Annotated in this window: 1 protein-coding gene; it reads right to left on the reverse strand. The window is 59.9% G+C overall.

What is annotated here, in order from left to right:
* Positions 1-269, reverse strand: a 269-nt coding sequence (locus tag SLS51_RS23660; RefSeq protein WP_323840900.1) for a hypothetical protein, incomplete at both ends; no start/stop codon positions are given.

Here is a 269-nt window from a genome sequence, read left to right on the forward strand (position 1 = left end):
GGCCGCTAAATCTACTTTGCCGCCGCGAATAAAACCGCTGTTGGTCAGGTTGTTGGCCGTCAGTTGAGTGACGTCACGCCCGCTGATGGTGCCGCTGTTGGTGATATCGCCCTGACTGTTGAGCGCCACGGTATTCCCGGCCAGCAAAGCGCCATCATTGCGCAGGTCGCCCTGACGGACGCGCGCATAAACCTGCGGCACAGTGACCACCTCGGTAGTGCCATCCGGCAGGGTCACGGTTTGGTTAGTCAGCCAGATAATGTCCGAGG

Source organism: Photorhabdus africana (assembly GCF_035181445.1).
Taxonomy (GTDB): domain Bacteria; phylum Pseudomonadota; class Gammaproteobacteria; order Enterobacterales; family Enterobacteriaceae; genus Photorhabdus; species Photorhabdus laumondii.